The organism is Burkholderia pseudomultivorans (assembly GCF_001718415.1).
GTDB classification, from domain to species: domain Bacteria; phylum Pseudomonadota; class Gammaproteobacteria; order Burkholderiales; family Burkholderiaceae; genus Burkholderia; species Burkholderia pseudomultivorans_A.
On record NZ_CP013377.1, the window covers coordinates 2,468,630 to 2,493,711 of the forward strand.

Below are 25,082 nucleotides of genomic sequence, written 5' to 3' on the forward strand. Positions count from 1 at the left end.
GTCGACGGCTGCTCACGGTGAAGCCGTGACGGTTTACTGGTAAACGGACTAACAGGCTATGGCTGACGCACCCGACAACCTGCTCGGCGCGTACCTTCGGGACCGCCGCGAGAAACTCGACCCGGCCGCGCTCGGGCTGCCCGTCGGGCGACGTCGCACGCCGGGCCTGCGGCGCGAGGAAGTCGCGCAGCGCGCCCATGTGAGCGCCGCATGGTACACGTGGCTCGAACAGGGGCGCGGCGGCGCGCCGTCGGCCGACGTGCTGGACCGGCTCGCGCGTGCGCTGATGCTGAACGAAGCGGAGCGCGAGCACCTGTTCCTGATCGGTGTCGGGCATCCGCCCGAAGTGCGCTACCACGCGACCGAACACGTGACGCCGCGCGTGCAGCATGTGCTCGACTCGCTCGAAGCCAGCCCGGCGATCGTGCGCACCGCGACCTGGGACGTGATCGCGTGGAACGACGCGGCCGCCGCGACGCTGACCGATTACGCGACACTGCCGCCGCACGCGCGCAACATCCTGCGGCTGATCTTCGTCGACAGCGGCGTGCGCGATGCGCAGCCGAACTGGGAACGCGTTGCACGGTTCGCGGTGGGCGCGTTTCGCGCCGATATCGCACGCGGCGGCGCGACGCGGACCGTGCAGGCCTTCGTCGACGAGATGCGCGCGACGAGCGCCGAATTCGACGCGATGTGGCGCGACCACGCGATCAGTTCGAGCGACGAAGGCACCAAGGAGATTCGTCATCCGGCCGTCGGACGCATTTCGCTCGAATATTCGACGTTCACCGTCGGCGGCCGGCCCGACCTGACGCTCGTGATCTTCACGCCCGAGACGGCAGTCGATCGTGCGCACATCCGGACGCTGGTGGCTGCGCGCGCAGCGGCGGCCAGGGCGCTCGACATTCACTCATGACCGAGCCGAGGGCGGTGGTGAAAGCGGAAAGATGCCGCGCGAATGCGCGGTGCCTTGCTCACAAACTCCGCTGCCTTTCGTAGACGCGAGCGAAGCGGCCTGCCTCGCTGTCGGGGAAGGTCGCGCCTCGCGGCAGCCGCGGTCGATATTTTTCAATCTGACGTCGAATCGCGCTCGCTCGTCTACGCTGCGCTAACCGTGGCCAATCTGCTCAAGCCACGCCTTCAATTGACGCGTACGATCCCGTGTTCTGTCGATTTCGCAAGTCAGCAGATCGAGATTGCGATCTGCACCTGCCTCGTTTATCAGATACCAAGCGGCACACTCGTTGTCGAGAAAACGGATCCATTGCCGCTGAGCCTCGACGAATTTCACCTTGAGTGCCGGATAGTTGACGTACTCGCCACGCGGCCGGGACATCGCCTTCAAGACCTTTTGGTAGGTACGGTTCAATTCGTCGTCTGCCTGCTGAAACTCATCCTGACTACGCTGCTGCAAGCGCTCCCGCGCCACACTGTCAGGTTCGCAGCTTTGCGCTTGCGCAGCGGTGAGCCACGCAAATGTCAGCGCAGTGACGACGCCAAGCGCCACACGACGCGAACCGGACGTCGATGCGCGGATATGCATTCTTGCTCCCATACCTTCTTTCCCCGTTCATAGGGTGACCGGACTGGTTCCGGCGTCGATCGCGGTCGACAACGCCGACTGAACGCAGCGAATGCGGTTGGCGCGGAGATTCCGTGCGCATGCCGACATGAGCTGTTCCTTACCGCCTCCTCGATCGATAAAGCGTGGGCCAGTCACCGGGTTCAAAACCACCACAGCTATCCTGCCGCGACGCCGCCGAAATCCGGAATGCCCGACCATCCCAGATCCACTCGGCCTGAAACCCGCAATCGGCCAGCCCGCGCCCCTTGGCGAACGTGGAAAGGACGCCAGTCGCAGGATCGAAGCTCGGCTCGACCAGCGAGGGCTCCAAAACGCCCCCTGCCGGATTCGTCAGCTTGATGGGCTCCGCCGCCCCGTTACCGACGCGAGGAACAACGAACACGTCCGACGATCCCTGGTAGGCGCCCTGAATGCACGGAAGGAAAACCAGCGCCTGCCGTTCATCGAGTGCATACGCGCCTTCATCGAGATACTTCGAGGCATTCTTGTCGCAACGACTGCCGTCCCGGCTACGCTGCGCGCGCTCGATCAGGCGCTTTTCCTCTTTATCGGACAACTGCGAAGCGATCTTCCGCGTCGGTACGATCGGCAGCGGCGGTGCGGATATAACCCGGGACGCGGGTGCGGAGCCCTTGCGGATCAACGCGGTCACGCCGCCGATTCGCCCCTGCCGATCGTCGATACGCAATAGAGCGGCGACCATGCCGTCGAGTGGAATATAGGTGCGCGCATCCGAACCGACCTGAAGCTTTCTGCCATCGCGAAGCCGGGATACGAATGCGGCCACGGCCGCCGGCTCCGTTGTCGAAAAAGTCGCGACATCGTTGACGAGATCGACATCCACGCTCCAGGACGACTCGTCCAGCCGCAACGGTTCTCCATCGACACGCAGGTCGCCGAGACCGATGCTCGTGTCGGTTGCGACATTGAGCCGTGCTTCAACAGAGCCGCGCGGGCCGGCCGCGCGAATGAAGCGCAGGTCCCCGCGGAATTCGCCCTCGGCCGCGAAACCCCTCGCCTCACAGGTCAGGCCGTTGTCGCAGGCGACCAGCCATGACTTATAGGTGTCATAGCTGGGCGCGCTAACCGCCTCCTCGGGGGCGGCCGTGGCGACAAGCGGGATGGCGGCGCCGGCGAAAACAGCAATGAGCATTGCGCCCCTCTCGATGACGCGTTTTTTCATGTCGTTTTATCGAGTCAAGATGACGTGCATCGTAACGGAAATGACCGCCGGGCGACGAACCTGTGTCGGTGCGAAACATCGCCACTTGCGACTGATGGCAAATCGGTAAAATCCCGGCGCATCGTGTCGCCAGGAAAAATACTCCCGCCAACCCGGTCCGACATGCAAAGCCGAGGCTCGACTGAAGGCTCAATTCTCGACGATCTGCGCGTCGGGGGCGTGCGGCCTCGATTGGCCGAACGCGCCCCTCACCCCCACACAAACGCCGCCACAGCCTCCACAACCCCCTCCGCCAGCGGCAAATCCGGATTCGAATACGCGGCGATGTTCTCCTGCCGATTCGAGGTGCGAACCGTTTTGAGAACATGATTGGCATCGGCAATCAACGCCATTTCAGCGCGCGGATTGGCCTGCTTCAACCGCTCCGCATCCTGAACACCGACCTGGATATCCCGCGTCCCCTGCACGATCAGCACGGGCTTCACGCAATCCGCCAGCAGCGCCGCCGGATCGATCGTCAATTCGCTCATCAGAAAGCGCTGGACCTGCGGCGCGAACAATCGCATCAGCGCCGGATGAATCCGGCTCGCGTCCACCCGCTCCCCGCCCTCCAGCGACGCGAGTATCGACATCGCGTTTTCCAGCACGGGCGCATTCGCGGGGTTGTCCCGCAATTGTTGCCTCAACACCTGCCCCACCGGACGTCCCGCCGTAGCGACCAGGATCAGGCCGGCAACGTCGGCCCTCTGCCGCGCCGCTAGCAACGCCACCAGCCCACCCTCGCTATGCCCGAGCAGCCACACGCGCGAAGCGCCCGTCCGTGCGCGGATGGCCGCGACCCAGGCGTGAATGTCGGCGACGTAGTCGTCGATCGCGACATCGTTGGCATCCGGTATCGCCGACGCACTGCCATACATGCCGCGCTTGTCGATACGCACCGACGCGATTCCCTTGCCGAGCAATCCCTCCGCGAGCAACCGGCAGGTCGAAGGCTGCACCCCGTTCGGTCCGTTGCCATTCCTGTCGGTCGCACCCGAGCCCGGCACGATCAGCACCACCGGCACATCGCCGACGGCCGGCGACAACAGCGTGCCTTTCAACGGTCCGGCCGGCCCCGGCGCCTCGATCTCCGCCTGCATTGCCGATAAAGAACTGCCCGAATGAAGATCCATGGTCGTTGCGATACACGTGAGAAGCGCCATCCATGTCATGCCGACGGCGCACGAGCCAACCGGCACGGGCCGGGTGACGGCGACGCCCCGGCAGCACAGTGATTGATTGTCGACGATGACGCCTGCGCCGTCGAGCGTCAGCGCGTAGCCGGGCATCGCCGAACCCGCCGCGTCGCCGACGTCGCATCGCGCAGTCAACCGCCCACCCGTCCCGCCCGGTAATGACTCCGCCCCCACAGCGTCGCGGGTTCGTCGAGCAGATGCCGCAGTCCGCTGCGCGCATACGTCGCTTCCGCGACCTCGTTCACGCGTTCGAGGATTTCCCGCTCGTCGACCGACAGCACGCGGCGGTCCTCCATCAGCACGCGGCCGCCGACCATCGTCATGCACACGTCGGCCGCGTTCGCGAAGCAGGTCACGCGATAGACGGGCATGTTCATCGGCATCATGTGCGGCCGGAACAGGTCGACCAGGATGATGTCGGCAAGCTTGCCCGCTTCGAGCGAACCGACCTCGTGATCGATCGACAGCGCCTTCGCCGCGTCGATCGTCACCATCTCCAGCACCTTGCCGTGCGGCAGCACGTCCGGGTCGCGGAAGTGCCGGCGATGGTAGTGCATGCACTGCCACATGTGCCGGAACATGTCGTAGCCGCGATCGGGCGCAGCACCGTCCGACGCGATCGCGACCGTCACGCCCGCGTCGATCAGTTCGGGCACCGGACAGCGTCCGATGATCGACATGATCGCGCTCGGGTTGTGGACGATCGCCGTGCCCGTCTCGACGCAGGCCGCGATATCGTCGTCGGTCAGGTCGATGCTGTGCGACATGAAGGAGCCGCGGCCGAGCAGCCCGAGTTCGCGATGCGCGAAGGCGAGCGTGCCGGCGCGGTGGCCGTCCTGCGTGAACGTGAGCCCGCGCTCGTGCGCGAGTGCGCCGTAGCGCGCGGCCTCGTCGCGAAAATCGCGCTCGTATTGCGCGAGTTCCGGGTCGTGCCCGGGACAGTAGACGGGCAGCGTCAGCGCGATCCGGATCCGGCCGTCGGCGTCGCCGTGGCACGCGTCGACGATCTCGTTGCACACGTCGTACATCGTGTCGAAGTCGATGTCGCGCGTCTCGCTGCCGTCCGCCGTATGGCGCGTATACGCGCGCGGCGCGGGCGGCCGCGACGGGCCGACCGCGACGATCGAGCGCGTGCCCGTACGCACGACGGCGTCGCAGTGACGGCGCGCGTAGACGGGATCGTCGACGCGCATGATCGAGTTGCCGCCGCCGAGCAGCGACACGCCGGTCGTCACGCCGGCCTTCAGCCGCTCGAGCGCCGCGAGATGCGATTCGGTTTCCCAGAACGCCTCGTCCGAGCCGCGCGTGTAGATCGTCTCGGCCGCCGCCGTCCACGCGTCGCCGTCCGCGCCGCCGATCGTGCGCAGCATCGCATGGCCCGCATGCGCATGCGCGTCGATCAGGCCCGGCAGCACGGCCTTGCGGCGCGCGTCGATCGTGCGTGCCGCGCGGTAGCGCGCCTGCAGCGCGTCGGTGTCGCCGACGGCAACGATGCGCTCGCCCTTTACGGCGACCGCGCCGTGCTCGATCACGCGTCGCTGCGGATCGAGCGTGATCACGCAACCGTTCGCGATCAGCACGTCGATCGCTTCGCGAGGGTCGTCGATAGTCATGGCCTCAAGTCCTGTTGTGGTTCGGCTCGATGAAGTCCGGCCCCGCGACGAAGCCGGACAGTAAAAGGCTCGCGCCCGTCATGCGGATCCGACCGTCGTCACGCCGCGCGCGCGCAGCCTGCGCTGCACCGCGCTGATCGCGACGAACACCGCCGCGTTCACGGCGAGCGCGACCAGCCCCGGGTTAATCGACGTCAGCGTGCCCGGCGCACCGGGCAGCAGCGACGCGAGCGTCACGCCGTAGTAGTTCGTCATCGCGATCACGACCGCGCCCGCGGCGATCCCCGCGAACGCGCCTTCGCGCGTGCCGAACGGCCGCTTCAGGAAACTCGACGCGAGCATCGGCACCAGCTGGGTGAGCAGGCTCGACGAGAAGATCGCCAGCGTGACGAAGGTCGCGCCGCCGCGCAGCACGAAGTAGACGACGACCAGCGTGAAGATCGGCAGCGCGATCCGTGCGACGCGCGCGACGTCGCGATCGGTCGCGTTCGGCGCGAAGCCTTCGCGGTAGATGTTGCGCGCAATCGTCGTCGACGCGTTCAGCATGATCAGCGAGCCCGGCACCAGCGCGGTCAGCAGCCCCGTGCCGCCTACCACGCCGACGAACCACGCGGGGAAGGTCTGCTTGACGAGCCGCAGCAGCGCGAGATCGGTCTGCGCGCCTTCGAGCCCGTGCACGGTCAGCACGGCCGCGAAGCCGACGAGGAACAGGAACGCGATCAGCACCTGGTACAGCGGCATCAGGATCACGTTGCGGCGCAGCGCGCGCTCGTCCTTCGCGACGTAGATCGCGGTGAAGCCGTGCGGATACAGGTAGTAGCCGAGCGACGTGAGCAGGATCGTCGAGTTGTACCAGCTCAGGTTGAAGCCGTGCGCGGGCATCCGCAGCAGTTCGGGATGGACGGCGTCGATCTTCGCGAACATCGCGCCGAGGCCGCCGTAGTAATGGATCGGCAGGTACAGGCCGAGAAAGATCGCGATGCCGAGGATCAGCACGTCCTTGACGATCGCGATGTTCGCCGAGCCGTGGATGCCCGACACGACCATGTAGGCCGCCATCAGCGTCGCGGCAATCCAGATCGCGGCCGACTGCGGAATCAGCCCGTACGACATCTCCGACACGATCACGCCGAGCCCGCGCAACTGGATCATCAGCAGCGACACCATCGCGAACACCGCGACGACCGACACGAGCACGCCGATCGCGCGGCTGTCGTACTTCGACGCGAAGTAGTCGGCGAACGACACGAGTCCGCGCTCCTTCGCGTAACGCCAGATCGCGGGCAGCATCCAGTAGCCGATCACGAACGCGAGGCAGCCGTACGACAGGATGTAGAACGCGGGCACGCCCTTGCTGTAGGTCCAGCCGCTCGCGCCGAGGAACGAGAACGTCGAGAACGCCTCGCCGGCCATCAACAGGAACGTGAGCAGCGAGCCGAAGCCGCGCCCGCCGACCGCCCACTGCTCGAGGCTCAGCTTGCGGCCGCGCCGCGCCATCAGGCCGATCGCGAGCGCGAATGCCGCAAACGCGGCGATGATGACGATCGATGCGTTCATCGCGCGTCTCCCGTGCGGCCGTCGCGGGCCGCGTCGCGTTCGTCGAGGCGGAACAGGATCGCGAGGATCGCGGCGGTCGCCGCCATCCAGATCAGGTTCCACACGAGCAGGAACGGCAGCCCGAACAGCAGCGGACGCACCTCGGCGATCGAGCCGCCCGCATACATCCCGACGAACGGCAATGCCGCCAGCAACAGTTTGAGTTTCATGTCAGCCTCCGGAAGACGCGCGTACGCATCGGAACATCGATACTTCAGAACTTCTGGCGGATGCCGGCGACGAGCGCGACCTGCGACGTCGTCGACGACGGGCCGTCGGTGCCGTTGATCCACGCGCCGCCGACCGCCGCGGACGCCTTCTGGTAGAAGCCGTTCACATACACGTCGGTGCGCTTCGACAGCAGGTATTGCACGCCGGCCGACACCTGGTGGTAGTGGCCGCCGGCGTCGCCGCGCGCGACCTGCGTGTACGTGTAGCCGGCCGCCGCCATCAGCGCGGGCGTGAACAGATAGCGCAGGCTGCCTTCGTAGTTGTCGAAGCGCAGCGAGCCGCCGGCGGCCATCGCGAAGTTCGAGCCCGTGTACAGCAGCCCGAGCGTCGCCGGTCCGAACGCGTAGTTGCCGCCCGCGCCCCAGATCTGCTGGCGAATCGCGTGCGCGAGGCCTGCGCCGAACACCGACGCCGAGGCCGGGTAGTAGTTGTCGGACGCGACCGCGCCGGTCGCGCTGACGGCCGGATGATTCATCCGTGCATACGCGGCGCCCGCGTTGAGCGGCCCGTTCACGTAGGTGAGGCCCGCACTCCAGCTGTTGTCGTTCGCGAAGCCGGTCGAATTCGAGAAGCCGTAGACGAGGTTCGCCTGCAGGCCGGCGATCGTCGGCGACACGTACTTGACCGCGTTGTTGGTGCGGAACGTGTTGTTGATGTCGTCGTTGTCGAACGGATGCGTCGAATACTGCGCGAGGAAGCTGCTCATCTGCAGCGAGCCGAGGACGTCCTGCGTCGAGTTGTACTGACGGCCGAGCGTCACCGCGCCCCAGCTCGCGCCGCTCAGCCCGACCCACGCCGAGCGGCCGAACATCCGGCCGCCCTGTCCGAGCGCGCCGTTCGCGACGTTGAAGCCGTTCTCGAGCCGGAAGTTCGCCTTCAGGCCGCCGCCGAGATCCTCGCTGCCGAGCAGCCCCCAGCGCGGGCCCGATTCGTTGCCGCCGGTGAACTGCCAGGCAGAATGGCCCTTCAGGTTGTTCGTATAGGTCACGCCCGCGTCGACGATCCCGTACAGCGTCACGCTCGACTGCGCATGCGCGGCGCCCGCCGCGCCCAGCATCGCGATGCCGGCGCACAGGCATGCGGCGCCCGCCTTGCCACCCTTCACTCGCACCATTTGCGTCATCTCCTCTCCAGACCTGCTCTTCGATGTTTTATCGGTTGAATCTGCCGATCCACGCCGGCATGGCCGGGGTTGTATAGACAGTCCCCGGATGGTATCCAGCCGAATTCGCATGCAGAAATGAAATGTTCAACTGGCGGGCAGTGGCAAATCGAATGGTGGGGAAACGGAAAGGAAACGCCCGGCACAACCCGGCCGCGAAACAGGAATGAAAGCAAACGCGCCCGCACCGCGCGGCGCATCGAGCCTCGGCACGCAAGGCTCACGTAAGAAAGCTGACGAAACGGCGACGCGACCATCATTTGCGGGAGTGATGACACCCCCCTTTTTCTGCGGATTTGACCGGTGTCGGCGGCGCCGACAACACTAGCCCGCAGCGCCGCATCGAGACGGCGCGTCCCGCCCCCTTCAGAGTCCGCCATGTATCCGACCGACACCGTGCAGTCCCCGAGCGCCGCCCCGCCGCTCGCCGACCGGCAGCTTCGCCGCATCGTCATCGCCTCCGTCGCCGGCAACGCGATGGAGTGGTACGACTTCTTCGTGTACGGCACGGCCGCGGCGCTCGTGTTCGGCCACGTGTTCTTTCCGCCCGGCGCATCGCCGCTCGCCGGCAGCCTCGCCGCGTTCGCGGCGTTCGCGCTCGGCTTCGTCGCGCGGCCGCTCGGCGGGATCGTGTTCGGCCACGTCGGCGACCGCTACGGGCGCAAGGCGTCGCTGGTATGGACGCTGCTGATCATGGGCGCATCGACGTTCGCGATCGGCCTGCTGCCGACCTACGCGCAAGCCGGCATCTGGGCGCCGGCCGCGCTCGTCGTGCTGCGCCTGCTGCAGGGCGTCGCGTCCGGCGGCGAATGGGGCGGCGGCGTGCTGATGATCAGCGAGAACGCGCCGCCCGAGCAGCGCGGCTACTACGCCGCGTGGAGCCAGCTCGGCGTCGGCGGCGGCTTCGTGCTGTCGTCGGCCGCGTTTCTCGCGGCGCAGGCGCTGCCGGGCGACGCGTTTCACAGCTGGGGCTGGCGACTGCCGTTCCTCGCGAGCATCGTCATCTTCGCGATCGGCATCTACATCCGCCGCCATCTGCCGGAAAGCCGCGACTACGAGCAGGCCGGCAAGCGCGGCGCGCATGCGCACCTGCCGATCGTCGAATGCATCCGCCGTCATCCGAAGGAAATCCTGCTCGCGATGGGGCTGCGAGTCGCGGAGAACGGCGGCGCCTATATCTTTCTCGCGTTCTCGCTCGTCTACGGCAAATACGTCGGGATTCCGAACGGCGTGATGCTGACCGGCGTGATGATCGCGATGATCGTCGAGATGGGTGCGATGCTCGCGTGGGGCCGGCTGTCCGACCGGATCGGCCGCAAGCCCGTCTACCTGATCGGCGCGCTGAGCCTGATCGCCTGTGCGTTTCCGTTCTTCTGGCTGCTCGACACGCGCATGACGCCGCTCGTCTGGCTCGCGCTCACGGTCGCCACGGCCGTCAGCCACGGCGCGATGATCGGCACGCTGCCGGCGCTGGTCGGCGAACTGTTCAGCACCGAGGTGCGCTATTCGGGCGTCGCGCTCGGCCATGAAGTCGCGTCGATCTTCGCGGGCGGGATGTCGCCCGTGATCGCGACCGCACTGCTCGCGCGCTATCACGCGTCGTGGCCGGTCTCGCTGTTTCTCGTGCTGCTCGGCGCGATCACGGTCGGGACGCTGTGCGCGATGCGCGAGACGCGCGTCGCGCACGCCGGGAGCGCGTCCGGCGACGCCGCATGAGCGCGCACGCGGCCACGCCGTGCCGCTCACGCGCCGGCCGGCCCGCGCCGCGCGGCATCGAACTCCGGCGCGAGCCCGAGGTGATCGAGCAGCCGTGCGAATTCGCCGAGCCGCTGCCGCATGTAGGCGGGCACGTCGACGTCTGCATAGTCGTGGAACCCGGCCCCCGTGCGCACGCCGTCGCGGCCGGCCGCCATGTTGCGCACGACGCTATCCGCCGGCGCGAAGCGCGGGCCGATCTCGCCGGCCAGGTACTTCGACGCGTAGTACAGGATGTCGCAACCGCCCCAGTCGATGAATTCGAGCAGCCCGAGCACCGCGAAGCGCGGGCCGAAGCCGGTGCGGATCGCCGTGTCGATGTCCGCGGCGCTGGCGACGCCCTCCTCGACCATCCGCGCGGCCTCGTTCATCGCGAGCGCCTGGATGCGCGGCACGATATAGCCGGGCGCCGGCCCGCAGATCACGGGCCGCTTGCCGACGCGTTCGAGCAGCGCGGCCAGCGCGTCGACCACCTGCGGATCGGTCGCGTCGCTGCGGCTGATCTCGACGAGCGGCATCAGCAGCGCAGGGTTCAGCCAGTGCGCATTGAGCATCCGCCGCGGGTGCGTCACGTGGCGCTGCAGTTCGGTGACGACGAAAGTCGAGGTCGTCGATGCGATCGTCGTGCGCGCATCGACGTGCGCGCCGAGCCAGCGCAGCGCGTCGGCCTTCGCGTCGAGCCGTTCCGGCAGCGCCTCGAACACGATCGCGGCATCGTGCAACGCGGCGGCCGCGCCGTCCCGCGCGACGAGCGCAATGCGCGCCGCGACGGTGTCGGCCTGCGCGGCGTCGATACGGCCGAGCGCGACCTGCGCATGCAGCGGCCGGCCGATCTCGTCTCGCGTGCGCGCGTCGAATGCGCGCGCGCCGGCGGCATCGCGCGGCTTGAAGTCGATCAGCGTCACGTCGAGGCCCGCGAACGCAAACACCAGCGCGATCCCCTGCCCCATGCGTCCTGCGCCCAGCACGTGCACGCGCGTCACGTCGGCCGCGGGCGTCATGCTGCGCACCCCGTGTCGAGCAGCGCGCGCATCGCGTCGCGCGACAGCGACGCCAGCCCGAGCCGCTCCAGCGTCCGGCCTTCCGCGTACAGGTCGCGCGCCGTCACCGCGCTCGCGATGCTCAGCAGGCCCTGCGCGACCGGCGTCGGCACGCCGGCCCAGCGTCCGCACGACACGATCAGCGACAGCCCGAGCCGGGTGTCCTCGAGCATGTAGCGATGCGTGCGCAGATCGATCTTCTCGCGCCAGTCGCCGCTGTCGGTCAGCTTGCCGTGCGCGCCGCGCCCGTACATCCATTCGTCGCCGTCGCGCGCGTAGTGATCCGCGAGCGGGAAATGCGGCGCGCGATAGCCGAGCGCGTCGCGCACCGCGATGCGTTCCGCGTCGAGCGCATCGGTCACGCGGCGGATCGCCGGCTGCGTGCCTTCGTTGTGGATGTCCCACGCGGCGAAGTGTTCGAGCGGCCCGGCGTTCATCAGGATCAGCGGCGGATGGATCACCGGCCCCGCATTCATCAGTGCGCCGGACAACGCGTCCTCGACCGGCTCGATCGACGGATAGCCCGCGCGCAGCACGTCGAACGCCCGGTCTGCCGCGCGCGCGGGAAACACGCCGGTCGGCAGGCGCGTCGCATACGCGCTGATCACGACGTCGGCATCGCCGTGCTTGCGCACCAGATACGGCAGCGTGCCGGTCTCGGCGAACGCGACATCTGCGCGATTGCCGGCGTCGGCTGCCGCACGGGCGAACACGATGCTGCCGAACGTGCCCGGCGGCAGGAACACGACCTGTCCGTCCTCGAGCAACGGCGCGACCTGTGCGGCGAGCGCGTCGTGCGCAGTGGCCGGCAGCGGCACCACGACGAGCCGCGCGCCGCGCAGCGCGGCGGCGAGATCGTCGGTCAGCCGGATCGCGCCGGGTGCGTCGCCCAGCGCAATCGTGCGCTTGCCGCGGTAGTCGGTGACCGTCAGCGCGCCGCGTTCGCGCAACCGCGCATGCGGCTCGCGATCGCGCCGCCACCACGTGACGTCATGGCCCTTCTCGAACAGGTCGATCGCGGCCGCATGGCAGCCGTGGCCGCCGCCCAGTACGCATACCTTCATCGTCGTCTCCCGGTGAATGAACGCGTCCAGACTACGCGGCGGCCGGCGCCGCGTCGCTTCGAAACGCGCAACCGCGCTCCCGTTCGCGCAACGCGATCGCATCGATGCGCCGCGCACCGCGACCATACCCGCGTCCGGCCCTGCGCCGACGCACCGACCCCAGGCCCTCGCATGGACATCGCCCTTTCCCGCCATACCCCGAACCGGCTCGGCGCGTTGCACGCGCCCGACGAAGTCGAGCGCGCGGTCGCGCACCGGCTCGGGCCGCACCGGATGGCCGCGCGCGGCCGCGATCCGTTCCGCGCGGAGCTGTACGAGGTGCCGCTGCATCGCGGCGTGCTGCTCGAACTCTGCTACGGCCGCGAAACCCATATCGATTTCGGCGACGACGCCGATCACTTCCTGTTCCGGCTGACCTTGTCGGGCGCATGCGAACTGCAGGCGGGCAAGGCCGTCGCCCAAGCCGGCCCCGGCGCGCTGACGGTGTCGTCGCCGGCGCTGGCGAGCCGCCTGCGCACGAGCCCCGATTGCCGCAACCTCGTGCTGCGGCTCGAACGCGGCGCGCTCGAACGCAAGCTGCAGGACATGCTCCAGGCGACACTCAGGCGGCCGCTGGAATTCGCGCTCGCGCCCGGCGCACACGGCACCGGCAGCCCGCTCGTGTTGCCGACCTTCGACTATCTGTGCCGTCTCGCCGCACTGCCGGCGACCGGCGACGCCCGCGCGACGTTCGGCGCCGACCTGAGCGCGTGGCTGATGTCGCTGCTGCTCACGCATCTGCCGCACTCGCACAGCGACGCGCTCGCGCGCGGCACGCCGCCGCTGCCCGCGCACGTGCGCCGCGCATGCGACTACGTCGACGCGCATCTCGGCGAACCGCTCGCGCTCGAGGTGCTGGCGGCCGTCGCGAGCGTCGCACCGCGCACGCTGCAGCACGGGTTCCGTGCGTTCCTGCGCACCACGCCGGCCGCATACGTGCGCGAACGCCGGCTCGCCGCCGTGCACGCGGCGCTGCAGCGCGGCGACGCGCGCAGCGTGACCGACGTGCTGATCGCGCACGGCATCCACGGCTTCGGCCATTTCGCGAAGGCATATGCGCGGCGCTACGGCCATCCGCCTTCGGTCACCGCGAGGCAATCCCGATGACGCTTCCCGCTCCCCAACGCACGCTCGCGTCCGCGCGATCCGATCCCGCGCCGCACGACCCCGACGGAACCGACGGCCTGCGCGTGCAGGACCTCGACCTGAACCTGCTGAAGACGTTTCGCGCCGTCTATGCGGAGCGGCATGTCGGCCGCGCGGCGCTGCGGCTCGGCGTCACGCAGCCGTCGGTCAGCTACGGGCTCGGCCGCTTGCGGCTGATGTTCCGCGACGCGCTGTTCGTGCGCACCGGCACCGGCGTCGAGCCGACGCCGCGCGCGCAGCGGCTCGCCGTGTCGGTCGACAAGGCGCTCGCGATCCTGCAGCACGTGCTCGACGAAGGCTCGCGCTTCGCGCCCGACAGCACGCAGCGCGTGTTCCGCCTGCACATGAGCGATTTCGCGGCGAGCGCGTTCCTGCCGACGCTGCTCGCGGCATTCGATCGCCGCGCGCCCGGCGCCGTGATCGAGACGCTGCACGTCGACGAATGCCAGCTCAACGTCGCGCTCGAATCGGGGCGCATCGATTTCGCGCTCGGTCACTTCGCGGACGCGTCGAGCCACTTCCAGCGCACCGCGCTGCTGCACGAGCGCTGCGTGCTGCTGATGCCGCGCCGCACCGCGCGGCGACTCTCGCTCGCCGACGATTTCGTGCTCGACGGCCCGGCGCCCGACGCGCTGCGCTTCGTCGCGGTCACGTCGCATCCGCAGTCGATGCAGCTGCTCGAACGCCACGGGCTGATGCCGCGCGTGCGCGCCGCGCTGCCCGACTTCATGGTGATCCCCGCGCTGCTGCGGCACGGCGACTACGCGGCGATCCTGCCGGAAACCATCGCGATCACGTTCGCGGCGCAGCAGGCCTGCGCGCTCTACGAGATCGCCGGCGCGGGCGACTGGCCGGTCAATGCGTACTGGCACCGGCGCTTCGACGCGGATCCGGGCCATCGCTGGCTGCGCGCGCTGCTGCTGGAGCTGTTCAGCATCGGCCGGCAGGCGCCGTTCGACGCATGGCTCGCGCCGCAGCCGCCCGCGTGCGCGTAGCCGCCGCGCGCGCAGGCCCGCGCGGGTGGCGATCAGAACGACGTGAGGATGCCGGCGACGATCGAACTCGCGGTCGCACCGGGATTCGCGAGCGCGACGCCGCCGCCGGCCGCGCCGTTGACGACGAAGCGCGCATGCGCGCCGTTGCGCACCATCGCCGCGCCGGTGTACAGCACCGTGCGTTTCGACAACGGATAGTCGAAGCGGATGCCGTACGAATCGGCGTTGCCGTCGCTGTCCGCGACCTTGCGGTAATGACCGACGCTCAGCAGCAGCGACGCGCGCCCGATCGGCACCGTCGCGCTCAGCTCCATGATGTCGCTGTGCGGATACGCGCCCTGGCTGTCGATCGCGGTCGCGACATCCGGGCCGCCGCGGTGGCGCAGGTACAGCGCGGCGACCTTCACGACGCGAAAGTCGTACGAAATCGCGCCGAGCGCGTAGTTGCCGTTCGCGGCCGGGCTCGCGTCGCCGAGCGTCGCGGCGGCAGCCGGGCTGAATTTCTGCTGCATGTAGTCGACGTCGATCGACAGCCCGCCGTTCACGTAGTTGACGCCCGCGCCGTAGGTATCGCCGAGCGTCGACGGCTGCCCGGCCGCGCCGTTCGCGCCGCGCGCGGCCATCGCGCGCAACAGCAAGCCTGCATAGCGCGGCGACGTGTAGCGCATCGAATTGCGCACGCGCAGGAACGCGGGCCCGACGAAGTTGTTCGTCGCGTTGCCCCACGCGAGCCCGGCACCGAGGCCCGGCAGGCTGTAGGTGACGAGCGTCGTATGCAGGATCGTGTAGAGCTCGCCGAACTGCACGCCGCCGAACGGGCCGGTCACGCCCACCCACGCCTCGCGCCCGAACAGCGCGCTGCTGTTCGCGAGCGCGCCGTTGGCCGCGTTGAAGCCGTCCTCGAGCTTGAAGATCGTCGTGTAGCCGCCGCCGAGATCCTCGGCGCCCTTGAGCCCCCACTGCGATGCGAACAGGTTGCCGCTGCCCATCCGCGCCACATGGTTCGGCCCGGCATTCGCATATTCGATCGCGGTGTCGACACGGCCGTAAAGCACCACGCTCGATTGCGCGAATGCGGGAAGCGCCGTGCATGCGAGCAGCGCGGCAAGCGGTGCGGCGAGCCTGGCGGCCCGCCCGTTCGGGTGGTTCATCGTGGTCGTCCCGTAGAGAAGCCGGCGCGTGTCGGCCTCGCGCCGCGTATCGTGAAGTGCGTCCGCCGTGGCGGCCGAACGCTGCCGATCGAAAACGGGCCGAGTCTAGGAAGGACAATTTCGGAGGTCGACGCAACGCGCTCTATAACGCTTATAGATGCGCTGCATGATGCGCACGCGCCCCGCCGCACGTGCGCTGCGCGGCGGCCCGCGCGCACGGCCTCGGTATTTTCTTTAGCCGGGTCGGTAGATGTCCGTGTGGCGCGGCTGTCACTCCGGCTATGGCGGCCGAATTTGGCCGACTACGCTGCGGGTCCGATCGTGCCTCCGCACGCTTTCGCGCCGCCCCGGCGCCGGGCCCGCGCGGCCGGCGCAGCGGCGTTCCACTGCCCGCTCCAGGAGAACCCGCATGTCCGCAACCCCGGCTCGCGCTGCCGACGGCAAGCGCTATACGTACGAATGGTATGTCGTCATCGTCTGCATGCTCGCGTACATCTTCTCGTTCGTCGACCGCCAGGTGCTCGTGCTGATGATCGAACCGATCAAGCGCGACCTGCACCTGACCGACACGCAGTTCAGCCTGCTGAACGGCTTCGCGTTCTCGCTGTTCTACGCGGTGATGGGCATGCCGATCGCGTATCTCGCCGACCGCTACGCCCGCCCGCGCATCATCTCGCTGGGCATCGCGCTGTGGAGCCTCGCGACCGCCGCGTGCGGGTTCAGCCAGCATTTCCTGCACATGTTCGTCGCGCGGATGGGCGTCGGCGTCGGCGAGGCCGCGCTGTCGCCCGGCGCGTATTCGATGCTCGCCGACTACTTCCCGAAGGAGAAGCTCGGGCGCGCGATCGCCGTGTATTCGCTCGGCTCGTTCGTCGGCGGCGGCGTCGCGTTCCTGATCGGCGGCTACGTGATCGCGCTGCTCAAGCACGCGAGTGCGTTCACGCTGCCGCTCGTCGGGCAGGTGCATGCGTGGCAAGTCACGTTCCTGATCGTCGGCCTGCCCGGGCTGCTGGTCGCGCTGCTGTTCGCCGCGACCGTGCGCGATCCGCAGCGCAAGGGGCTCGCGCAGGACCGCTCGGGCGCGGTGCGGCGCGTATCGATGCGCGATTCGCTGCGCTTCGTCGGCACCCATCGCGCGACCTTCGCGTGCCACTATCTCGGCTTCTCGTTCTATGCGATGGCGCTGTACTGCCTGCTGAGCTGGACGCCGGCGTTCTATATCCGCCACTTCGGGATGACGGCCGTCGAAGCCGGCTATACGCTCGGCATCGTGCTGCTGGTCGCGAACACCGCGGGCGTGTTCTGCGGCGGCTGGCTCAACGACTGGCTGCTGCGGCGCGGCCGCGTCGATGCGCCGATGCGCGCCGGCGCGATCGGCGCCGCGTGCATGGTGATTCCCGCCGCGCTGTTCACGCAGGTCGATCATCTGCCGACGTCGCTCGCGCTGCTCGTCGTCGCGATGTTCTTCGCGTCGTTCCCGATGCCGACGTCGACCGCCGCGATGCAGACGCTCGCGCCCAACCAGATGCGCGCGCAGATCTCCGCGCTGTTCCTGCTCGTGTCGAACCTGATCGCGCTCGGCATCGGCACGACCGTCGTCGCGCTGTTCACCGATCGCGTGTTCGGCGCGCCGGCGGCGGTCGGCCATTCGATGTCGATCGTCAACCTCGCGGCTGCCCTGCTCGCCGCGCTGCTGCTCGGCGCCGGCTGCCGCCGCTACCGGCTCAGCCTCGATCGCGAACGCGGCCATGCGTCGGCAGCGGCCCCGATGCCTGCCGCCGACGCCAGTGCGATCGCCGCGCCGGGCTCCGCCGCGCGCTGATCGCACGGGACGGCGCGCGACACCATCATCCACCGGACTGATTTATCAATCGATTTTTAATCGATTTGATTTATGAGACGCCCATCCCTATCCTCGATCGCATCACGGTGCGGCGCGTGCCGCACCGGTTTTTCCCTTACCCCACGGAACGACCCATGCAAGCGAACCGTCACCAGGTCCGAATCGACGCGCTGATCGACGCGGCGCAGGACATCCGCTGCTTCCGCGTGTCGCGCGTCGACGGCCGGCCGCTCGACGCGTACGAACCAGGCGCGCACATCGACGTCACCGCGCCGTCGGGCGTCACGCGCCAGTACTCGCTGTGCGGCGACCCCGACGAGCGCGGCAGCTATCTGTTCGCGGTGAAGAAAGAGACGCAGTCGCGCGGCGGTTCGCGCTCGCTGCACGACGACGTGCAGGTCGGCGCCGAGCTGACGATCGGTACGCCGCGCAACCTGTTCCGGCTCGCCGACACCGCCAGCGAGCATGTGCTGATCGCGGCCGGCATCGGCATCACGCCGCTGCTGTCGATGGCGTATGCGCTCGACCGGCACGGCGCGCGCTATCGGCTGCACTATTTCGCGCGCAGCCGCGAGCATGCGGCCTTCGTCGATGCGCTGTCGGCCGAGCCGTTCGCGTCGCACGTCACGTTCCACTACGGCGTCGCGCCCGACGCGCTCGCGGCCGAACTCGGCCGCTGCGTCGCGTCGCTCGATGCGCAGGCGCACGTCTATACCTGCGGGCCCGGCCCGTTCATGGACGCAGTCGTCGCGGCGGCCGCCACGCGCGTGCCCGATGCAGCGATCCATCTCGAACGCTTCGCCGCCGAGCCGGCGCCGGCCGACGCCGCGCCCGCCGGCGGCTTCGAGGTGCGCCTGCAGCGCAGCGGCCAGTCGGTCCACGTTGCGCCCGACACGTCGATCGTCGACGCGCTCGCGCAAATCGGCATCGAGGTCGATACGTCATGCGGCGAAGGCGTGTGCGGCACCTGCATGGTGCCGGTCGTCGACGGCGAGCCCGATCATCGCGACCACTGTCTCAGCAAGGCCGAGCGCGCGAGCAATACGGTGATCTGCTGCTGCGTGTCGCGCGCGCGTTCCGCGGTGCTCGTGCTCGATCTCTGACGCGCGGCGCGATGCCGTGCGCGGCACGGTCAGGCGCTCGCGCGCTCATGCCGCATCGAAGCGCTGGACGATTTCGGCCAGCAGCGTTCGCATCCACGCGATTCCCTCGTCCTCGTGAAAATGCTCGTGCCAGTGCATCGTCACCGGCGCGGGCGGCAGCGTCACCGGCAACTCGTAGAGCCGGAAGGCATTGCCGCGGTTGAGAATCTGCGCGAGCCGCTTCGGCAGCGTCGCGAACAGGTCCGTAACCGACAGCACGCCCGGCAGCGCGACGAAATGCGGGACTTCGAGCGCGATGTTGCGGCCCACGCCCTGCGCGCGCAACGCATCGTCGAGCGCGTGGTGACTGTGCTCGACCGATTTCACGTTCACGTGCGCCGCGCGCACGAACTGCTCGAGGCTCAGTGCGCCGGCCGTCGGCAGCCCGCGCCGGCGGCCCGTCATGCACACGTAGGTTTCCTCGAACAGCAGCTGATGGCGCGTGCGCGACATCAGCTCCGGCAGGTTGCCGATCGCGAAGTCGAGCCGGCTCGCGCGCAACGCCTCCTCGATTTCCTCGACTGGCAGCGGCTGCACGCTCAGCGTGACGCGCGGCGCGCGCTCGCGCAGCGCCTGGCAGATCGCCGGCAGATACGCCATCTCCCCCGCATCGGACAGCGACAGCCGGAACGTGCGCGTGCTCGACGCCGGATCGAAACGCTCCGCATAGCGCAGTGCGACCCGCACCATGTCGAGCGCCTTGCCGACGATCCCCGCGAGTTCGAGCGCCACCGGCGTCGGCTGCATGCCCGCGCGCGTGCGCACGAACAGCGGATCGTCGAACAGCGTGCGCAGCCGGCCGAGCGAATAGCTGACGGCCGGCTGCGACAGCGCAAGCCGCTCGCCGGCCTTGGTCAGGCTGCGTTCCTCCACGATCGCCTGGAACACGCGCAACAGGTTCAGATCGAGATGATCGACCGACGTCATCGTGACCTCCATTATTTGCCGCATTTATTCGATCAGCAATTTTAGATCAATTTGACGGATATGCGGCGGGAGACGAGACTGGCTTCACGACGCCGCGCACGGCGCGGCCCGATTTCGCGACTCTTTCCCCACGACGACGATGAGCGACACTCCCTATCAGACGATCGACACCCGCGCGTTGCACGGCTTCGCGCAGCCCGACCGCATCGCGCCCGCGATGTATCACGATCCCGCGCTGTTCGAAGCCGAACTTGACCGCATCTTCTACCGCACCTGGATCTGGGTCGCGCACGAAAGCGAGCTGCCGAAGCCGGGCGACTTCGTGACGACGACGATCGGCCGCCAGCCGGTGATCGTCGTGCGCGACAAGACCGGCGAGATCAACGTGCTGCAGAACCGCTGCCGCCATCGCGGCGCGACCGTCTGCGAAGCGCACAAGGGCAACGCGAAAGGCTTCACGTGCCCGTACCACAGCTGGTCGTACGCGCTCGACGGCACGCTGCGCGCGCTGCCGTACGGCGACGGCTACGAAGGCGTGTGCGACAAGGGCGACCTGCCGCTCGTGAAGCTGCGCGTCGGCGTGTACCAGGGGCTGATCTTCGCGAGCTTCAACGACGACATCGAACCGCTCGACGATTTCCTCGGCGGCGCGAAGCCGTGGATCGACCTGTTCATGAAGCAGGGCGCCGGCTACCCGATCAAGGCGAACGGCGAGCACAAGTTCCGCTTCAAGGGCAACTGGAAGATCCAGCTCGAGAACACGACGGACCTCTATCACTTCCCGGTCGTGCACAAGTCGTGGATGAAGTCGATCGACGACGAGACGGCCGCCGCGATTACGAGCTTCATGACCAGCGAAGACGCGTTCTGCCGCGCGCTCGGCAACGGCCACAGCCTCGCGGTGCTGATGCCCGAGCTGGTCGATCTCGACCAGGACGACGGTGCGCCGCTGCCCGAGCGCTTCGCGCCGCTGGCCGCGACGCTCGCCGAGCGCCACACGCCCGAAGAAGTGCGCCGCATCGTGCGCTCGCTGATGGGCGTCGGCTTCAACCTGAACCTGTTTCCGAACCTCGCGCTGTCGATGGCGTTCTTCCGCGTGCTGCGGCCGATCTCCGCGAACGAAACCGAGATCCGCCACGTCGCGCTCGCGATGGACGGCGGCCCGGACGAAGCGAACCGTGAACGGCTGCGGATCCACGAGCACTTCCAGGGCCCGTTCGGCTTCGGCAGCCCCGACGACGCGGAAGCCTGGGAGCGCGTGCAGCGCGGCGCGCAGGCAGGCCCCGACGTGCCGATCCTCGTGAACCGCGGGCTGAACCGCGAAACCACCGCCGCGAACGGCGAGAAGACTGCGCATGCGACCGACGAGACCGGCATGCGCGAGGCCTACCAGCAATGGCGCAAGATGATGGAGCAACGATGATGGACGACCGCAACGCCCTTTTTTCGCAGCAGACCTTCGCCCGCGCGGTCGAGTTCGTGTGGCGCGAAGCCGAACTGCTCGACCGCCGCGACTATCGCGCGTGGCTCGACCTGTGGGATCCCGCCGGTCATTACGTGGTGCCGATCGATCCCGACACGACCGACTTCGCGGCGACGCTGAACTACGTATTCGACGATCACGACATGCGCGAGAAGCGCGTGCAGCGGATGCTGTCCGGCTATTCGGCGTCGGCGACCGATGCGGCGCGCACGGTGCGCACCGTGTCGCGCTTCACGATCGAAAGCGGCGATGCCGATGCGATCGAGCTGAAATCCGCGCAGGTCGTCGTCGCGTACAAGCGCGGCGTCGCCACGCTGTTCGCGGCCGACGTCACGCACCGGCTGCAGGTGGACGCCGACGGCGAGATGCGGATCGCGCAAAAGGTCGTGCGGCTGATCGACTCGACCGAAGCGCTCAGCGCAATCGGCTTCCTGCTGTAAGCGGCCCCCGGTTCGCCGTCGCCCGCGCAACGGTGAACCGGTCACCTTCACCTTTCCCGACGACCATGCCCACACTCGAAGTTTTCCTGCCGGCCGGCCATGACGATGCACGCAAGGCCGAACTGATCGCGCGGCTCAGCCACGCGACCGTCGACGCCATCGGCGCGCCGCTCGAATCGGTGCGCGTGCTGCTGACCGAATTGCCGGCAACGCATATCGGCCTGGGCGGTCGCACGGCGGCCGACGGTGCGCCGCCGTCGCTGCCCGTGATCGTCGCGATCCTGATCGCCGGCCGCACCGACGCGCAGAAGCGCGCGCTGATCGCCGCACTGTCGGACGCGGCGGCCGGCGTGCTCGACGCGCCGCTCGAGGCGACACGCGTGATGATCAAGGACATCCCGAACACCGACTTCGGCATCGGCGGCCAGACCGCGCGAGCGCTGGGACGCTGACCATGCGCCGCGCGCCGCATCGTTCGCCGCCGGGTCGCGATGCGACGCCGCGGCTAGGCCCGCGCGCGGGCGAGCGGCAGCGTCGCGCGGCAGTCGAGCCCGCCGCCCTCGGCCCGGCGCGCGACGATGCGGCCGCCGTGCCGCGTCACGATGCTCTTGCACAGCGACAGCCCGATGCCATTGCCGCCTTCCTTCGACGACGAGAAGCCGTCGAACAGCCGGTCGTGCGCGTCGTCGGCGACGCCGGGGCCGTTGTCGATCGCGCGCAGCTCGGCCCGGCCCGCGACGGCCGCGGTGCCGAGCGTCAGCACGCGCGACGCGCGTGCACAGCCGGTGAACGCCTCGATCGCGTTGAACGCGAGGTTCAGGATCACCTGCCCGATCAGCACGCGCTCGCACCGGACCGGCAGCGGGCGATCCGCCTGCGCGATCACGACGGTGACGCCGGCTTCCTTCGCGCGCAGCTCGATGAAGTACGCAACGTCGGCGAGGATGTCGCGCAGGTCGGCGACCACCACGACCGGCTCGCGCCGCACGATGAACTCCCGCACGCTCTTGATGATCAGCGCCGCATGCTCGGCCTGCCGGTCCGCGCTGCGCAGCCCCCAGATCGCATCGTCGATCGCGCCGCGCGCCTCGAGCCGCTGCACCGCGCCCTCGATGAAGTTGCGCACGGCCGCGAGCGGCTGGCTCAGCTCGTGCGCGATCACGGACGCCATCTCGCCCATCGCGTTGTAACGCCCCGCATATTCGAGCATCCGCGCTTCGGCGCGACGCGCTTCCTCGGTCGCGACCTCGTCGCTCACGTCGCGAAAATGCACGAGCAGCCCGTCGAGGTCGCCTTCGATCTCGACCTGCCGGCACGTGATGCGCAGCCAGCACGTCGAGCCGTCGCGCCGCGCGATCCGGTAGCGCTGCGGCTCCGACGGGCACGTCGACGGCGCATCGCGCAGTTGCGCGACGAGCCGGTCGCGATCGTCCTCCGAGCAGTAGTCGAGCACTTCGCCGAGCGCTTCGTCGGGCGCGAGCCCGAGCACGCGCCGCCCCGACTCGCTGATGAACTGCACGTCGCCGTGCGGCGTCAGGACCGCGACGCCCTCGTCGAGATCCTGCATGAACTCGCGCAGCCGCGCCTCGTAGCGGCGCAGCTGCTGACGCACCGCATCCTCCGCGCTGATGTCGCGGAACTGCACCATCACGACGTCGCGTCCGCGCAGCGGCACGTAGGTCGCGATCGCCTCGGACAGCATGTCGACGCCCGTGCGCGACCGGTAGCACCACTCGTAGACCTGCGGCCCGTCGGTGAGCGCGCGGTCCCATGCACTGACGGCGATCTCGCGCTGGTATTTCGGCTCGGGGCGCGTCATGTCGGGCGCCTTCAGCGGCAGCAGCTCCTCGACGGAAAAGCCGAGCGCGACGCAGGCCGCGCGATTCGCCCACACGATCGCCCGCGTCTGCACGTCGTGCAGCAGCACGCACGTCGTCAACGCATCGAGCAGGCGGTGGAAATCGTCTTCGTCAGGGAAGCTCATGATCGGATTCGAAGGAAGGCGCGCGGCATCGCGCGGCCGGATTCCCAACATAGCACCGGCGCGCGCGGGTCGCACCTGAAGATTTCTTTAGTGGGGCACGGAACGCCACCAGTCACGCGACCCATCGTCCCAATTGCCGCGTGTTTTCGGCGTTTCTAGACTGGCTGCATCGTCGTGTCGCACAGCGCCTGCCGCGCGACACGCGAGCCGTCCGATTTCCGAACCCCGTCCGCCCCAGGAGACAGTCATGCCCACCGCAGCCCTCGCCGTCGATTCCGTGTCCGCGTCGCCGCCCGCGACCGGCGCGCCGGCCGCGCCGCTGTCGCCATTCGACGCGGTGCTCGAGGCCGTCGCCGCGCGACGCGACGAATTCGACCGCCTGTCGCATGTGCCGCGCGACGTGATCGACCTGTTCCGGCAGGCCGGCATCTATCGCGCGGGCACGCCGCGCCGCTTCGGCGGCGACGCGCTCGCGCCGACCGCGTTCCTCGACATGATCGAACGCATCGCGACCGCCGACGGCTCGGCCGCGTGGGTCGCCAGCTTCGGCTCCGCGAACGTCTATCTCGCCGCGCTGCCGCTCGACACGCAGGCCGAGCTGTATGCGAGCGGCCCCGACCAGGTATTCGCCGGCGGCCTGTTTCCGGTGCAGCCGGCGCAGCCCGCGCCCGGCGGCTGGCGCGTCAACGGCACGTGGAAGTTCGCGAGCGGCTGCAAGGGCGCCGACTGGCTCGGCGTCGGCATCGCGGTGCCGGGCGCTCGGGACGCCACGCCGAACAAGCCGCGCACGGCCGTGTTCCGCGCCGACCAGGTCGAGATCGTCGAGAACTGGAACGTGGTCGGCATGCAGGGCACCGGCAGCCACGACCTGCGCGTTCACGACCGGTTCGTGTCCGACGCGTGGACCTTCGTGCGCGGCGGCGAACCGACCGTCGACGAACCGCTGTACCGCTACCCGACCGTCGCGTATGCGGCGCAGGTGCTTGCCGTCGTCAACCTCGGGCTGGGCCGCGCGGCGCTCGACGTCGCGAACCGCATGTCGGGCGGCCGCCAGACGACCACCGGCGCGCCGCGCCTCGCGGATCGCGCGTACTTCCGCATCGAGCTCGCGAAGGCCGAGGCGCAGTTGCGTTCGGCGCGCGCGTTCTTCTACGACGCGACCGACACGGTGTGGCAATCGATCCTCGCGGGCAACCCGGTCACGCCCGATCAGGTGAGCCTGCTGCGGCTCGCGGCCACGCACATCGCGCGCGAAGGCGCGAGCGTCGTCGAACGTGCGTACCGCCTCGGCGGCACGGCCGCGATCTACCGGTCGCATCCGCTGCAGCGCCTGCTGCGCGACGCGATGGTCGTCACGCAGCACGCATTTCTCGGCGAAGGCAACTTCGACGGCGCCGGCGCGGTATTCACCGGCGTCGCGCCGTTTCCCGGCTACCTGTAATCGTCGCCGCGCCGGCGCACGCGCATC

General features: G+C 68.9%; 22 protein-coding genes. 10 read left to right on the top strand and 12 right to left on the bottom strand.

Annotated features, from left to right (window positions below):
- Nucleotides 1-58 precede the first annotated feature (58 nt).
- Nucleotides 59-916 carry a helix-turn-helix transcriptional regulator gene (locus WS57_RS10630; RefSeq protein ID WP_009692333.1) on the top strand — a complete coding sequence of 286 codons (858 nt, stop codon included), beginning with the start codon at nucleotides 59-61 and terminating at the stop codon, nucleotides 914-916.
- A gap of 192 nt (nucleotides 917-1,108) precedes the next feature.
- Here the strand turns inward: WS57_RS10630 and WS57_RS10635 are convergent, their stop codons facing one another.
- The 7 genes from WS57_RS10635 to WS57_RS10665 all read right to left on the bottom strand — a co-directional run bounded on the left by WS57_RS10635 (nucleotide 1,109) and on the right by WS57_RS10665 (nucleotide 8,557).
- Nucleotides 1,109-1,543 (bottom strand): lysozyme inhibitor LprI family protein, encoded by a 435-nt coding sequence (locus WS57_RS10635; protein WP_236871882.1) that lies wholly within the window; start codon nucleotides 1,541-1,543, stop codon nucleotides 1,109-1,111.
- A 139-nt stretch (nucleotides 1,544-1,682) separates the two neighbouring features.
- On the bottom strand, nucleotides 1,683-2,768 hold the full coding sequence (locus tag WS57_RS10640; RefSeq protein WP_081337601.1) for a DUF1176 domain-containing protein: 1,086 nt from the start codon (nucleotides 2,766-2,768) through the stop codon (nucleotides 1,683-1,685).
- A 248-nt stretch (nucleotides 2,769-3,016) separates the two neighbouring features.
- The gene (locus tag WS57_RS10645; protein ID WP_155774298.1) at nucleotides 3,017-3,907 is read right to left on the bottom strand and encodes an alpha/beta hydrolase; all 891 of its coding nucleotides are present in this window, start codon (nucleotides 3,905-3,907) and stop codon (nucleotides 3,017-3,019) included.
- 227 nt (nucleotides 3,908-4,134) lie between these two features.
- Nucleotides 4,135-5,616 (bottom strand): amidohydrolase family protein, encoded by a 1,482-nt coding sequence (locus tag WS57_RS10650; protein ID WP_069244175.1) that lies wholly within the window; start codon nucleotides 5,614-5,616, stop codon nucleotides 4,135-4,137.
- Between the two features lie 78 nt (nucleotides 5,617-5,694).
- Nucleotides 5,695-7,173 carry a sodium:solute symporter family protein gene (locus WS57_RS10655; RefSeq protein ID WP_059602145.1) on the bottom strand — a complete coding sequence of 493 codons (1,479 nt, stop codon included), beginning with the start codon at nucleotides 7,171-7,173 and terminating at the stop codon, nucleotides 5,695-5,697.
- Entirely contained in the window at nucleotides 7,170-7,382 is a 213-nt protein-coding gene (locus tag WS57_RS10660) for a DUF3311 domain-containing protein (RefSeq protein WP_009692339.1), read from the bottom strand. The genes WS57_RS10655 and WS57_RS10660 overlap by 4 nt, the downstream gene beginning before the upstream one ends.
- A 44-nt stretch (nucleotides 7,383-7,426) precedes the next feature.
- Entirely contained in the window at nucleotides 7,427-8,557 is a 1,131-nt protein-coding gene (locus WS57_RS10665) for a porin (protein ID WP_069244176.1), read from the bottom strand.
- Nucleotides 8,558-8,983: 426 nt separating this feature from the next.
- On the opposite strand from WS57_RS10665, the gene WS57_RS10670 reads away from it, so the two are divergent.
- Nucleotides 8,984-10,321, top strand: a complete 1,338-nt coding sequence (locus WS57_RS10670; protein ID WP_069244177.1) for an MFS transporter — start codon at nucleotides 8,984-8,986, stop codon at nucleotides 10,319-10,321.
- A gap of 26 nt (nucleotides 10,322-10,347) precedes the next feature.
- Here WS57_RS10670 and WS57_RS10675 read toward each other — a convergent pair whose 3' ends face one another.
- Both WS57_RS10675 and WS57_RS10680 read right to left on the bottom strand, forming a co-directional pair.
- Nucleotides 10,348-11,361: a 3-hydroxybutyryl-CoA dehydrogenase gene (locus WS57_RS10675; RefSeq protein WP_059515982.1), complete on the bottom strand. Its 1,014-nt coding sequence runs from the start codon at nucleotides 11,359-11,361 to the stop codon at nucleotides 10,348-10,350.
- Nucleotides 11,358-12,464 carry an NAD/NADP-dependent octopine/nopaline dehydrogenase family protein gene (locus WS57_RS10680; RefSeq protein WP_059602184.1) on the bottom strand — a complete coding sequence of 369 codons (1,107 nt, stop codon included), beginning with the start codon at nucleotides 12,462-12,464 and terminating at the stop codon, nucleotides 11,358-11,360. Before WS57_RS10680 ends, WS57_RS10675 begins: the two co-directional genes overlap by 4 nt.
- Before the next feature lie 171 nt (nucleotides 12,465-12,635).
- Between WS57_RS10680 and WS57_RS10685 the strand changes: the two genes are divergently transcribed.
- Together WS57_RS10685 and WS57_RS10690 are read left to right on the top strand one after the other, a co-directional pair.
- Nucleotides 12,636-13,610: an AraC family transcriptional regulator gene (locus tag WS57_RS10685; protein ID WP_069244178.1), complete on the top strand. Its 975-nt coding sequence runs from the start codon at nucleotides 12,636-12,638 to the stop codon at nucleotides 13,608-13,610.
- Nucleotides 13,607-14,644 carry a LysR family transcriptional regulator gene (locus WS57_RS10690; RefSeq protein WP_059515837.1) on the top strand — a complete coding sequence of 346 codons (1,038 nt, stop codon included), beginning with the start codon at nucleotides 13,607-13,609 and terminating at the stop codon, nucleotides 14,642-14,644. The genes WS57_RS10685 and WS57_RS10690 overlap by 4 nt, the downstream gene beginning before the upstream one ends.
- Before the next feature lie 32 nt (nucleotides 14,645-14,676).
- On the opposite strand, the gene WS57_RS10695 is transcribed toward WS57_RS10690, so the two are convergent.
- The gene (locus WS57_RS10695) at nucleotides 14,677-15,795 is read right to left on the bottom strand and encodes a porin (RefSeq protein ID WP_069244179.1); all 1,119 of its coding nucleotides are present in this window, start codon (nucleotides 15,793-15,795) and stop codon (nucleotides 14,677-14,679) included.
- 409 nt (nucleotides 15,796-16,204) lie between these two features.
- On the opposite strand from WS57_RS10695, the gene WS57_RS10700 reads away from it, so the two are divergent.
- Both WS57_RS10700 and WS57_RS10705 read left to right on the top strand, forming a co-directional pair.
- Nucleotides 16,205-17,617 (top strand): spinster family MFS transporter, encoded by a 1,413-nt coding sequence (locus tag WS57_RS10700; protein ID WP_069244180.1) that lies wholly within the window; start codon nucleotides 16,205-16,207, stop codon nucleotides 17,615-17,617.
- 155 nt (nucleotides 17,618-17,772) lie between these two features.
- A complete protein-coding gene (locus WS57_RS10705; protein ID WP_069244181.1) occupies nucleotides 17,773-18,741 on the top strand; it encodes a PDR/VanB family oxidoreductase in 969 nt (322 codons plus the stop codon).
- 45 nt (nucleotides 18,742-18,786) lie between these two features.
- On the opposite strand, the gene WS57_RS10710 is transcribed toward WS57_RS10705, so the two are convergent.
- Nucleotides 18,787-19,707 (bottom strand): LysR family transcriptional regulator, encoded by a 921-nt coding sequence (locus WS57_RS10710; protein ID WP_009688981.1) that lies wholly within the window; start codon nucleotides 19,705-19,707, stop codon nucleotides 18,787-18,789.
- A gap of 139 nt (nucleotides 19,708-19,846) precedes the next feature.
- Between WS57_RS10710 and WS57_RS10715 the strand changes: the two genes are divergently transcribed.
- The 3 genes from WS57_RS10715 to WS57_RS10725 all read left to right on the top strand — a co-directional run bounded on the left by WS57_RS10715 (nucleotide 19,847) and on the right by WS57_RS10725 (nucleotide 22,082).
- Nucleotides 19,847-21,130, top strand: coding sequence for an aromatic ring-hydroxylating oxygenase subunit alpha (locus WS57_RS10715; protein ID WP_009688982.1), 1,284 nt, complete (start codon nucleotides 19,847-19,849; stop codon nucleotides 21,128-21,130).
- Entirely contained in the window at nucleotides 21,127-21,630 is a 504-nt protein-coding gene (locus WS57_RS10720; protein ID WP_009688983.1) for an aromatic-ring-hydroxylating dioxygenase subunit beta, read from the top strand. Before WS57_RS10715 ends, WS57_RS10720 begins: the two co-directional genes overlap by 4 nt.
- Before the next feature lie 65 nt (nucleotides 21,631-21,695).
- Nucleotides 21,696-22,082: a tautomerase family protein gene (locus WS57_RS10725; RefSeq protein WP_009688984.1), complete on the top strand. Its 387-nt coding sequence runs from the start codon at nucleotides 21,696-21,698 to the stop codon at nucleotides 22,080-22,082.
- Between the two features lie 53 nt (nucleotides 22,083-22,135).
- On the opposite strand, the gene WS57_RS10730 is transcribed toward WS57_RS10725, so the two are convergent.
- The gene (locus tag WS57_RS10730) at nucleotides 22,136-23,665 is read right to left on the bottom strand and encodes an ATP-binding protein (RefSeq protein WP_236871884.1); all 1,530 of its coding nucleotides are present in this window, start codon (nucleotides 23,663-23,665) and stop codon (nucleotides 22,136-22,138) included.
- A 196-nt stretch (nucleotides 23,666-23,861) separates the two neighbouring features.
- Here WS57_RS10730 and WS57_RS10735 point away from each other — a divergent pair, with 196 nt between their 5' ends.
- Nucleotides 23,862-25,055, top strand: a complete 1,194-nt coding sequence (locus tag WS57_RS10735; protein ID WP_059515846.1) for an acyl-CoA dehydrogenase family protein — start codon at nucleotides 23,862-23,864, stop codon at nucleotides 25,053-25,055.
- Nucleotides 25,056-25,082 lie beyond the last annotated feature (27 nt).

Bases quoted from the DNA above. Each gene is read 5' to 3' on its own strand.
- WS57_RS10630 (WP_009692333.1), top strand. From the start codon at position 59: ATGGCTGACGCACCCGACAACCTGCTCGGCGCGTACCTTCGGGACCGC.
- WS57_RS10635 (WP_236871882.1), bottom strand. From the start codon at position 1,543: ATGCATATCCGCGCATCGACGTCCGGTTCGCGTCGTGTGGCGCTTGGC.
- WS57_RS10640 (WP_081337601.1), bottom strand. From the start codon at position 2,768: ATGAAAAAACGCGTCATCGAGAGGGGCGCAATGCTCATTGCTGTTTTC.
- WS57_RS10645 (WP_155774298.1), bottom strand. From the start codon at position 3,907: ATGCAGGCGGAGATCGAGGCGCCGGGGCCGGCCGGACCGTTGAAAGGC.
- WS57_RS10650 (WP_069244175.1), bottom strand. From the start codon at position 5,616: ATGACTATCGACGACCCTCGCGAAGCGATCGACGTGCTGATCGCGAAC.
- WS57_RS10655 (WP_059602145.1), bottom strand. From the start codon at position 7,173: ATGAACGCATCGATCGTCATCATCGCCGCGTTTGCGGCATTCGCGCTC.
- WS57_RS10660 (WP_009692339.1), bottom strand. From the start codon at position 7,382: ATGAAACTCAAACTGTTGCTGGCGGCATTGCCGTTCGTCGGGATGTAT.
- WS57_RS10665 (WP_069244176.1), bottom strand. From the start codon at position 8,557: ATGGTGCGAGTGAAGGGTGGCAAGGCGGGCGCCGCATGCCTGTGCGCC.
- WS57_RS10670 (WP_069244177.1), top strand. From the start codon at position 8,984: ATGTATCCGACCGACACCGTGCAGTCCCCGAGCGCCGCCCCGCCGCTC.
- WS57_RS10675 (WP_059515982.1), bottom strand. From the start codon at position 11,361: ATGACGCCCGCGGCCGACGTGACGCGCGTGCACGTGCTGGGCGCAGGA.
- WS57_RS10680 (WP_059602184.1), bottom strand. From the start codon at position 12,464: ATGAAGGTATGCGTACTGGGCGGCGGCCACGGCTGCCATGCGGCCGCG.
- WS57_RS10685 (WP_069244178.1), top strand. From the start codon at position 12,636: ATGGACATCGCCCTTTCCCGCCATACCCCGAACCGGCTCGGCGCGTTG.
- WS57_RS10690 (WP_059515837.1), top strand. From the start codon at position 13,607: ATGACGCTTCCCGCTCCCCAACGCACGCTCGCGTCCGCGCGATCCGAT.
- WS57_RS10695 (WP_069244179.1), bottom strand. From the start codon at position 15,795: ATGAACCACCCGAACGGGCGGGCCGCCAGGCTCGCCGCACCGCTTGCC.
- WS57_RS10700 (WP_069244180.1), top strand. From the start codon at position 16,205: ATGTCCGCAACCCCGGCTCGCGCTGCCGACGGCAAGCGCTATACGTAC.
- WS57_RS10705 (WP_069244181.1), top strand. From the start codon at position 17,773: ATGCAAGCGAACCGTCACCAGGTCCGAATCGACGCGCTGATCGACGCG.
- WS57_RS10710 (WP_009688981.1), bottom strand. From the start codon at position 19,707: ATGACGTCGGTCGATCATCTCGATCTGAACCTGTTGCGCGTGTTCCAG.
- WS57_RS10715 (WP_009688982.1), top strand. From the start codon at position 19,847: ATGAGCGACACTCCCTATCAGACGATCGACACCCGCGCGTTGCACGGC.
- WS57_RS10720 (WP_009688983.1), top strand. From the start codon at position 21,127: ATGATGGACGACCGCAACGCCCTTTTTTCGCAGCAGACCTTCGCCCGC.
- WS57_RS10725 (WP_009688984.1), top strand. From the start codon at position 21,696: ATGCCCACACTCGAAGTTTTCCTGCCGGCCGGCCATGACGATGCACGC.
- WS57_RS10730 (WP_236871884.1), bottom strand. From the start codon at position 23,665: ATGTTGGGAATCCGGCCGCGCGATGCCGCGCGCCTTCCTTCGAATCCG.
- WS57_RS10735 (WP_059515846.1), top strand. From the start codon at position 23,862: ATGCCCACCGCAGCCCTCGCCGTCGATTCCGTGTCCGCGTCGCCGCCC.